Source organism: Acetobacter papayae (assembly GCF_047721125.1).
GTDB classification, from domain to species: domain Bacteria; phylum Pseudomonadota; class Alphaproteobacteria; order Acetobacterales; family Acetobacteraceae; genus Acetobacter; species Acetobacter papayae.
In genome coordinates this window covers 43,912-52,086 of record NZ_JBDNWF010000002.1, presented here as the reverse complement: position 1 = coordinate 52,086, position 8,175 = coordinate 43,912, and the positions used below count along the sequence as shown (strand labels likewise).

General features: G+C 57.5%; 8 protein-coding genes and 1 pseudogene. 4 read left to right on the top strand and 5 right to left on the bottom strand.

Annotated elements, in window-relative coordinates; translation table 11 throughout:
* A pseudogene (locus ABF757_RS01100) lies at nucleotides 1–254 on the top strand (hypothetical protein); the annotation flags it as partial.
* Nucleotides 251–865 (top strand): urease accessory protein UreG, encoded by a 615-nt coding sequence (gene ureG / locus ABF757_RS01095; protein ID WP_415480565.1) that lies wholly within the window; start codon nucleotides 251–253, stop codon nucleotides 863–865. The pseudogene ABF757_RS01100 and the gene ureG, both read left to right, overlap by 4 nt.
* On the opposite strand, the gene ABF757_RS01090 is transcribed toward ureG, so the two are convergent.
* Genes ABF757_RS01090 through ABF757_RS01070 form a run of 5 tightly spaced genes read right to left on the bottom strand, consistent with a single transcriptional unit; the run spans nucleotide 843 to nucleotide 5,518 of the window.
* A complete protein-coding gene (locus ABF757_RS01090) occupies nucleotides 843–1,607 on the bottom strand; it encodes an MBL fold metallo-hydrolase (protein WP_025859987.1) in 765 nt (254 codons plus the stop codon). The two genes, ureG and ABF757_RS01090, sit on opposite strands and share 23 nt — an antisense overlap.
* Before the next feature lie 38 nt (nucleotides 1,608–1,645).
* Nucleotides 1,646–2,785: an ABC transporter ATP-binding protein gene (locus tag ABF757_RS01085; protein WP_415480564.1), complete on the bottom strand. Its 1,140-nt coding sequence runs from the start codon at nucleotides 2,783–2,785 to the stop codon at nucleotides 1,646–1,648.
* Nucleotides 2,786–3,604, bottom strand: coding sequence for an ABC transporter permease (locus tag ABF757_RS01080; protein WP_415480563.1), 819 nt, complete (start codon nucleotides 3,602–3,604; stop codon nucleotides 2,786–2,788).
* Entirely contained in the window at nucleotides 3,601–4,461 is an 861-nt protein-coding gene (locus tag ABF757_RS01075) for an ABC transporter permease (RefSeq protein WP_415480562.1), read from the bottom strand. The genes ABF757_RS01080 and ABF757_RS01075 overlap by 4 nt, the downstream gene beginning before the upstream one ends.
* Nucleotides 4,454–5,518, bottom strand: a complete 1,065-nt coding sequence (locus tag ABF757_RS01070; protein ID WP_415480561.1) for an ABC transporter substrate-binding protein — start codon at nucleotides 5,516–5,518, stop codon at nucleotides 4,454–4,456. The genes ABF757_RS01075 and ABF757_RS01070 overlap by 8 nt, the downstream gene beginning before the upstream one ends.
* 390 nt (nucleotides 5,519–5,908) lie before the next feature.
* On the opposite strand from ABF757_RS01070, the gene ABF757_RS01065 reads away from it, so the two are divergent.
* Nucleotides 5,909–6,841 (top strand): LysR family transcriptional regulator, encoded by a 933-nt coding sequence (locus ABF757_RS01065; RefSeq protein WP_415480560.1) that lies wholly within the window; start codon nucleotides 5,909–5,911, stop codon nucleotides 6,839–6,841.
* A gap of 154 nt (nucleotides 6,842–6,995) precedes the next feature.
* Nucleotides 6,996–8,051, top strand: a complete 1,056-nt coding sequence (gene speB / locus ABF757_RS01060; protein ID WP_415480559.1) for an agmatinase — start codon at nucleotides 6,996–6,998, stop codon at nucleotides 8,049–8,051.
* The last annotated feature ends 124 nt before the right edge of the window (nucleotides 8,052–8,175 follow it).

The window sequence follows — 8,175 nt, the reverse complement described above, 5'->3', positions numbered from 1 at the left end:
GGGCGCCCCCCCGTGCGGGGGCCCCGCCCCCCGCATATCGGGGGGGGGGGGTTTTGGGCGCTCCCGCTGGCCGGGGTGCGCCGCGTGCCCCCACGGCGGGCCGGCGCGCGCCGCCCCGGCTGGAGAGCGCCATACTGGAAGCGGCACGACAGACGGAACAATGTGGGCTGGATGATGTGGGCACGGCGTGTTTCCGCTCGGATCTGGCGGCCATGCACCACGAAACACAGGGAACGAGGCTTTTCAGAACATGACAAAAGCAAAATACGGCCCGCTACGGGTCGGCATTGGTGGGCCAGTAGGCACGGGCAAGACTGCGCTGATGGATGCGCTGTGCCGCCATTTCCGGGCAGACTACAATATCGCGGCCATAACCAATGACATCTATACCCGCGAAGATGCCGAATTCCTGACCCGTGCTGGCTCCCTGCCGTCAGAGCGCATTATGGGTATTGAAACCGGTGGCTGCCCCCATACGGCTATCCGGGAGGATGCGAGCATCAATCTGGCCGGTGTTGCCGAAATGACGGCGCGCTTTGAAGGGCTGGAGCTTATTCTGGTCGAAAGCGGGGGCGATAACCTAGCCGCTACCTTCAGCCCGGAACTGGCGGACCTGACCATTTACGTCATCGATGTTTCGGCTGGTGACAAAATTCCGCGCAAAGGCGGGCCGGGCATTACTCGCAGCGACCTACTGGTGATCAACAAGATCGATCTGGCCCCACACGTGGGGGCTGATCTGGCTGTTATGGACCGCGACAGCCGCCGCATGCGCGGCGAACGCCCCTTTGTGTTCACCAATATCCGCGCCGGTGAAGGCGTTGAGGCCATCGCCCGGTTTATTATCGAACAGGGTGGGCTGTAGCCACAGGACAGCCAGCTTTGCGACGGCCCTCTATGTACTCCGCGCAGAGCTGGCGGAAACGCACCGCCCCAAAACTGGGGAAATGCCCCCCATGCACGATACTCACTGGCATTGTCTCAAGCTTTTCCAGCGTCGAGACATAGTCGGGCACAGAAGAATGATAGGTATCATCCAGTAGGGGGCCATCATACACCACATCGCCCGAAAGCAGGGTGCCGGTTGCCTTCTCCCACAAGGCTATCCCACCCGGTGAGTGGCCGGGTGTGTGCAGAACTTCAAAAGCCCTGTTGCCCAGATCGATAACATCACCCTGTCCAAGCAGGCGCGAGGGCGTGACACCGGTAACCCTGTATTGCTGCGTGTTCCAACCCTGCGGGCAGGCGTCAAACATTTCCTCGTTTGCATAGAACGCTGCCAAGGTATGCTCGCCATCAGGATTTTGCAGAATAGACGCTTCTGCCCCATGGATTGCGCAATGTTCAAACTCGTGGTGGCAGCCGATATGATCAAAATGGGCGTGACTTGCGACACAGAGCACAGGCCGTTCCGCCAGTAGGCTGACATGCCTGCGCAAAGGCACCGCACCCAGCCCGCTATCGAACAGCAGATCATAATCCCGCCCGCGTACATGCCACATATTGCAGCGGAAAAAGGGCTTTATCCATGGCTCATGGATAAGCGTTATTCCATCGGCATAGGAAATGGTCTCATACCATCTGTCATGGGCAATGAAGCCTGCCATGGCATCCTCTTTCTGCGTTGCGGTTGAGCGGGAAGAACCTAGTCTTCCTGCGCGGGTACGATAGTAATATCTTCCATCAGGGCGTACGGGGTAATGATTTCGCCGCTGGCGGGCACCTGCCGTGCCGGGCTATGCAGGACAAAGCTCTGCCCAGTTTCAGAACGGGCGAAAACCCTGACATAATTACCCTGAAAAACGGTTTCGCATACAAGTGCCTGTCCCATGGCCTGTCCGTTTTGCGCAACAGTTCTGATGTTCTCAGGCCGGATAATCGCCACGGCCTTGTCGCCCGTGCGCCATATGCGCCCCTGTGTGTCGGCAGGGCTGTCGGTCAGGGCACCACTCATGGGGGCAGCCATGCCGCGCAGCAGGCCAATATCGGTTTCAAGCGTGATAACCTGACCATCCTGCGCGTGAATACGGCCTTCGATCTGGGTGCTTTCGCCCATGAACGTAGCCGCAAAGCGCGTTGCCGGGCGCATATACACGCGGCGTGGTGGCCCCATGTCCTCAATGCGACCATGGCTCATGACAACAATCAGGTCTGCCAGCGCCATGGCTTCTTCCTGATCATGGGTTACATGCACGAATGTACGGTTCATCTGGCGCTGGATACGGTGTAGTTCGTCCTGCATCTGGCGGCGCAGGGCCAGATCAAGCGCACCAAGTGGCTCATCCAGCAGCAGGATTTCGGGTTCCACCGCCAAAGCCCGTGCCAGAGCCACGCGCTGGCGTTGCCCGCCAGACAGGGCCTGAATGCTGCGCTCACCATGCTGGCCGAGCCCTACAAGCTCAAGCATTTCCGCCACGCGGGTTTTCCGCGCATCTGCTTTCAACCCGCGCAGTTTCAGGCCGAATTCGATATTGGCCGCAACCGTCATATGCGGAAACAGCGCGTAATCCTGAAAGACGGTTGTTGTAGGCCTTTTCGCAGGCGGCAGGTCTGTCACGTCCTGCCCACCAATGCGGATAATGCCCGAACTGGGCAGCGTAAAACCGCCAATAAGGGAAAGCAGAGTAGTTTTGCCGCTACCCGAAGGGCCAAGCAGCACAACATAACGGCCACGCTCCACATGCAGCGAGACGGTCTCCAGCGCGGTCTGCCCCGGATAATGCTTGGAAACAGCCTCCACCGCCAGATGGGCCGTGGAGGAGGGAGAGGAATGCGAAACCGTCATTCAGGAACTCTTTTTTCGGAACATGAGATATTCCGCGCCCAGTGCAAGGGCGGCGGCACCGAAGAAAACCATGGAACCAATGGCATTGGTCTGCGGGTTCAGCCCACCACGCAGCAGCCCCCAGATGGCAACCGGCAGAGTGATGTCAAAGCGGCTGAGCAGGAACGCCGTCAGAAACTCGTCCCAAGAAAGGGTAAAACAGAGGATGAAGGCGGCAATCAGGGCAGGGGCCATCATTGGCACGGTAATTTGCAACAACACACGCGGCAGGGATGCCCCAAGGTCGCCTGCTGCCATTTCCATACGCACCTGCGCGGGGTTGAACTGGGCCGAGCAGATGGCAAAAGCCAGCGGCATGTTGATGACAACATGCGAAATGCAAACCAGCCAGAGCGAGGGGGCAATATTCAGCCATGAGGCCATGACCAACAGCCCCATACCCACGATCAGGTAGGAAACCGCCATGGGTAGCACCAGAATGCCCCGCACCAATGCTTGCCCACGGAAGCGATAACGCGCCAGACCATAGGCCGCGAGAAACCCCAGCAGAACGGACAGAAAAGCAGAACCCGCGCCGACAAGAAAGGAATGCCCCATAGCGGAAAGCAGGCGGCCATTGGCCAAGGCCTGCCCATACCAATACAGCGTCGGCCCATGGAACGGAGGCACCGGCAGGCGGCCATCCTGAAAGGAAAACAGCACCAGAACCGCAACCGGTGCAAAAATAAAGCAGAAACAGGCCGCCATATAGGAAACCGTCAGTCCCTTGCAGGCCAGATTTTGCCACCCGCCAAAACTGCGTTTTTGCACAGCACTCATCGTCCGGGCTCCTCGGTTCTGAGAAAGCGGTACAATGCCAGATAAGCCAGCGCCATAACGACCGTCAGAACCAGAGACATGGCAGAGGCCATTGGCAGATCAAGGTGTTTTTGTATCTGCATCATTACGGTCTGGGGTAGGACAATAGCACGCATGCCGCCCAGTATCTGCGGGGTAACATAATCCCCAATACACAGAACAATAGTCAGAAAGGCCCCCACGGCAATACCGGGTATGCTCAGCGGGAGCGTGACACTCAGGAATGTGCGCAAGGCAGACGCCCCCAGATCACGCGCGGCCAGTGCCAGACGCGGATTGATCTGCACAAGAGAGGCATAAATCGTGAGCGTATCAAGCATAATGAAAAAATGCACAAACCCGATTTCGGTGGCGACAGTGCTATATGCGAGCCTGAGCGGCGTGTGGATAAGCCCTGTTGCCAGCAGCACAGCATTGAGTGGCCCGGTAGGCGCCAGCACCAGCAACCATGCGTAGGATCGCACGACATAGGATGTCCAGAACGGCAGCACCGCAAAAGTGAGTGCCAGGCGCTGCAAACGTGCCGAACGCAGCGAGGCAATGGAATACGCCAGCGGGTAGGCCAGCGCGAGACTGGCCAGCGTGACAATAGCTGTCAGGGTCAGGGAATTGAAAAGAGCATCGGTATAGGCTTTTTCAGTAAAAACCTGAACGAAATTGCCAATCCCGTATTGTCCTGTTGTACTATCTCGCAGGCTCACCGCGACCATGGCCAGCAGAGGAGCTGCAAAAAATGCCACCAGCCACAACAGGGCAGGGGAGGCAAACAGGAGGCCCGGAAGGCTCTCCCGTCGTGACAGGCTGCGCATTTTATTCATTCTGCATAACTTCGGTCCAGAGTTTCTGGAGCGTCTTGTCAAAGGCGGACGTAAGCTGCGGATATGTTGCCGTGCGCGCTATATAGGCGGGCTGCTGTGCCCATTGCAGAATGGTTTTATCCGCTTCACTCAGCACGGCTTTGCGGTTGGCTGGCATCCCCCAGTAGCAGCTTGACGTTGCCAGCTTGGCCTGCGCTTCAGGAGTGAGAATGTATTTGGCAAAAGCCGTTGCCAGATCCTTATGGCCAGAAGAGGCAAAAACGGCGATGCCCTGCTGCCAGCGAATGCCGCCCTGTTTGGGCACAAGATAGGCCAGATCGGGCCGGTCCTTATGCATGCCGGCTGTCACCCATTCGCCACCACCAACCAGAATATCAACCTGCCCGGTAGCAAGCGCCTGCTGGGTGGTGGTGATATCACCGACAAGGGCAGCATTATGCCGCAGAGCCGCCAATTTATCGCGCAGGGCAGGCAGGTCTGCATCGGTCAGATGTTCGGGGTCCTTGCCCAGTGCCTGTGCTGCATAGGCGATAATGGGCACGTAGTAGTCGTAAATGGCGATGCGGTCTTTATATTCGGCACTCCATGGCACCTGAATATCGGCAAGAGCCTGCGCCTTGATATGCGCAGAATCATAGGCCACCGCGTTGTAGCCGAATTTTTCCGGCACGGAATACATCTTGCCTTTGACAACATTCAACGCGGGGCTGCTGACCCCTTCAAACAGGTCCGCCATGGGGAAGTCAGCCGGATCCAGCGCTGACAGCAGCCCCATATCGGCCAATCGGCCGGTATCGGTTTCATCAAGCACCAGCACGTCCCAGTCTCCGGGGTGAGACTGCTGGATAACGGCCAGTGCTGCTCCGGTGCTGTCGATATCCTTGTAATGAACCTTGACGTTATGGGCTTTTTCAAACGGCTCAAGCAGGGCCGGGTCTTCATGGTCGCACCATGTCAGAACATTCAGGGCACCTGTTTCAGCCCGTGCGGAGGCTCCCCAGCCGGAGAGAAACGTACAGGCAACAAGAAGGGGCAGGCCGATACGGTAACGGGTCATGATGCAGGCTCTCCGTTCGGAATGATATCGATACAATGGCGGGCGTTTGACACGGTGTTTCAGCCTTGGCAGGAGGTGGCCCGGTCGAAGCTGATACAACGATAAGCGCGGAACGGCGTTTTTTTGAATGCTCTTCTTGCGATCTTTGCATCGAGCTTTATGAATGTTTTATCAGCACAGGGCATTACGGCAACATCAGCATTCCTGATCACGCCTGTTTTCGATGGAATAACAAGAAAAAATCCTGTGATACCATAGGTTTTGTTTCCACTCCTTCATCACTTTCTCACAGCAAGAACACCATGCTATAGGAGGGCATAGGCCAGATCGTTTCGGGGGTGCCAGATTATGCGGATATTTACATTGATTTCTATCAAAGCGGCCTGAACCATGCTCGGCACATTGAGTGACCTCGATCTGAGGCTGATCCGGGTTTTTCTGGCGATTGTGGATGCAGGGGGCATTTCCGTAGCGCAAGGCAGCCTGAATGTCGGGCAGTCTACCATCAGCACACAGCTTGCCACCCTCGAAACCCGGCTGGGGTTCCGGCTGTGTGATAGAGGCCGCGGTGGTTTCAGGCTCACAGCCAAGGGCCTACGTTTTGCGGAGCTTGCTCGCACCCTTGTCGGGGCGGTGGAAGATTTCAGCATGCAGGCCCGCAATATGGACCGCAAGCTGGTGGGCGCGCTCAGGATTGGCATGATCGGGCATACGCCATTCAGTGAAAACAGCCGGATAAGCCATGCCATTGCGCGCTTTCGCCAGCGTGATGAAGCGGTACGCCTGTTTATCAAAGTCTGTTCTCCCAGCGCCATGGAAGAGCAGCTCCTGAGCGGTGAGCTTGATATTGCCATCGGGTATTTCTGGCACAGAACCGCCAGCCTGCACTTTACCCCGCTGTTTCTGGAGCGGCAGGTAGCCTATTGCGGCCAGCAGCACCCCCTGTTCGCGCAGGCGGGAGAAATCTCAACACCGCAGGCCTGGGATTACGACTGGGCATGGCGTAGCTACCCCTTGCCAGAAACCGTTTTTCCCACCCAGCCACGCCATATCACGGCCGTTGCCGACAACATGGAGGCTCTGGCCATGCTGGTGCTGTCCGGGCACCATCTGGCCTTTCTGCCCCAGCATTTTGCCTTGCCTTATTGCCGACAGGGCCTGATGGCCGCCCTGAACATGCAGGCATTGCAATACGAAGTCACATTCCACGTGGTGACACGTCAACGCCAGCATGTCAGCGAAATCGCGCGGGCTTTTCTTGCTGATTTGGCGGCAGTCCATCTCGATATGCCCGAAGGCTACAGGGCTGAAGGTCTGGGCTGAAACGTATCGTGCCTGCCTGAGCGACAGGCCGATATGTCAATGAACATCAAACTGAACGTTCTGACTGACCGATTTTTCCAATCCGGCATCTATGGTCTATTCGGCCATCCCCTTCTGGAACGCGCCATGCTCCGGCCTGACAAGGAAAAATCCCATGAGCACCGAAAAACTTGATGCCCTACGTAAAAAATATGGTGGTGCCGCTGGCGAGACGGTGCATACGCCTGAATTCCGTGCTGTAGCGGAAGGTCAGTTTTCCGCCGGGGCCAGCCGTGCCAAACCCTACTCCGGCGTACCAACCTTTATGGGCCTGCCTTACCAGCCTACTGTAACCCCCGATACGCTGGCAGAACTGGATGTAGCCGTCGTGGGCGTACCCATGGATCTGGGGGTGACCAACCGCTCAGGCGCGCGCTTTGGCCCACGGGCGGTGCGCGAAATGGAGCGCATTGGCCCGTATAACCATGTACTGCACCGCCAGCCTGCGGCCTTGTGCCGGGCTGCGGATATCGGGGATGTGCCGTTCCGGAGCCGTTTCAGTCTTGAGCAGTCTCATGAAGACATTCAGGCCTTTTATCATGTGTTGGCCAAAGCCGGTGTGATCCCGCTTTCTGTCGGGGGCGATCACTCCATCAGCTACTCCATTCTGAAAGCGCTGGGAGCAGAGCGGCCCGTGGGCATGGTGCATTTTGATGCCCATTGCGATACCGGCGGCAATTACGAAGGGGCGAAATTCCATCATGGTGGGCCGTTCCGCCATGCGGTGCTTGAAGGCGTGCTGGACCCCACGCGCTGCGTGCAGATCGGTATCCGTGGAGCTTCGGAGTATCTTTGGGAGTTCTCCAAGGATTCAGGCATGACCGTTATCCATGGCGAGGAGGTGCCGCATCTGGGCGCGCCCGCCATTATCGAGACAGTCAGGCGCGTGGTGAGCGATGGGCCCGTTTACGTCACATTCGACGTGGATTGTCTGGACCCGGCATTTGCTCCGGGCACTGGCACACCCGAAATTGGCGGGCTGACCACGCGCGAGGCCCTCGAAATCCTGCGCGGGCTGGATGGGCTGAATGTAGTGGGTGGTGATGTTGTGGAGGTTGCTCCTCAATACGATTCAACCACCAACACCGCCCATGCCGCAGCCCAGATCCTGTTTGAGGTTTTCTGCCTGACCGCAGGGCGGATCGCCGCAGGGCAGACAGGCAAAGCATAACAGGAGCAGCCCAACCTGTTGGAGGCAAGACCACAAAACCATAATATTTTGTTGGAAATCATGGTGCCGCTACAAGCTTTTTGTTAGAATTTGCCCGGATTTGCATAAAACTGCGAAAAAAGGC

Coding starts and splice junctions, on each gene's coding strand:
- ureG (WP_415480565.1), top strand. CDS start 251: ATGACAAAAGCAAAATACGGCCCGCTACGGGTCGGCATTGGTGGGCCA.
- ABF757_RS01090 (WP_025859987.1), bottom strand. CDS start 1,607: ATGGCAGGCTTCATTGCCCATGACAGATGGTATGAGACCATTTCCTAT.
- ABF757_RS01085 (WP_415480564.1), bottom strand. CDS start 2,785: ATGACGGTTTCGCATTCCTCTCCCTCCTCCACGGCCCATCTGGCGGTG.
- ABF757_RS01080 (WP_415480563.1), bottom strand. CDS start 3,604: ATGAGTGCTGTGCAAAAACGCAGTTTTGGCGGGTGGCAAAATCTGGCC.
- ABF757_RS01075 (WP_415480562.1), bottom strand. CDS start 4,461: ATGAATAAAATGCGCAGCCTGTCACGACGGGAGAGCCTTCCGGGCCTC.
- ABF757_RS01070 (WP_415480561.1), bottom strand. CDS start 5,518: ATGACCCGTTACCGTATCGGCCTGCCCCTTCTTGTTGCCTGTACGTTT.
- ABF757_RS01065 (WP_415480560.1), top strand. CDS start 5,909: ATGCTCGGCACATTGAGTGACCTCGATCTGAGGCTGATCCGGGTTTTT.
- speB (WP_415480559.1), top strand. CDS start 6,996: ATGAGCACCGAAAAACTTGATGCCCTACGTAAAAAATATGGTGGTGCC.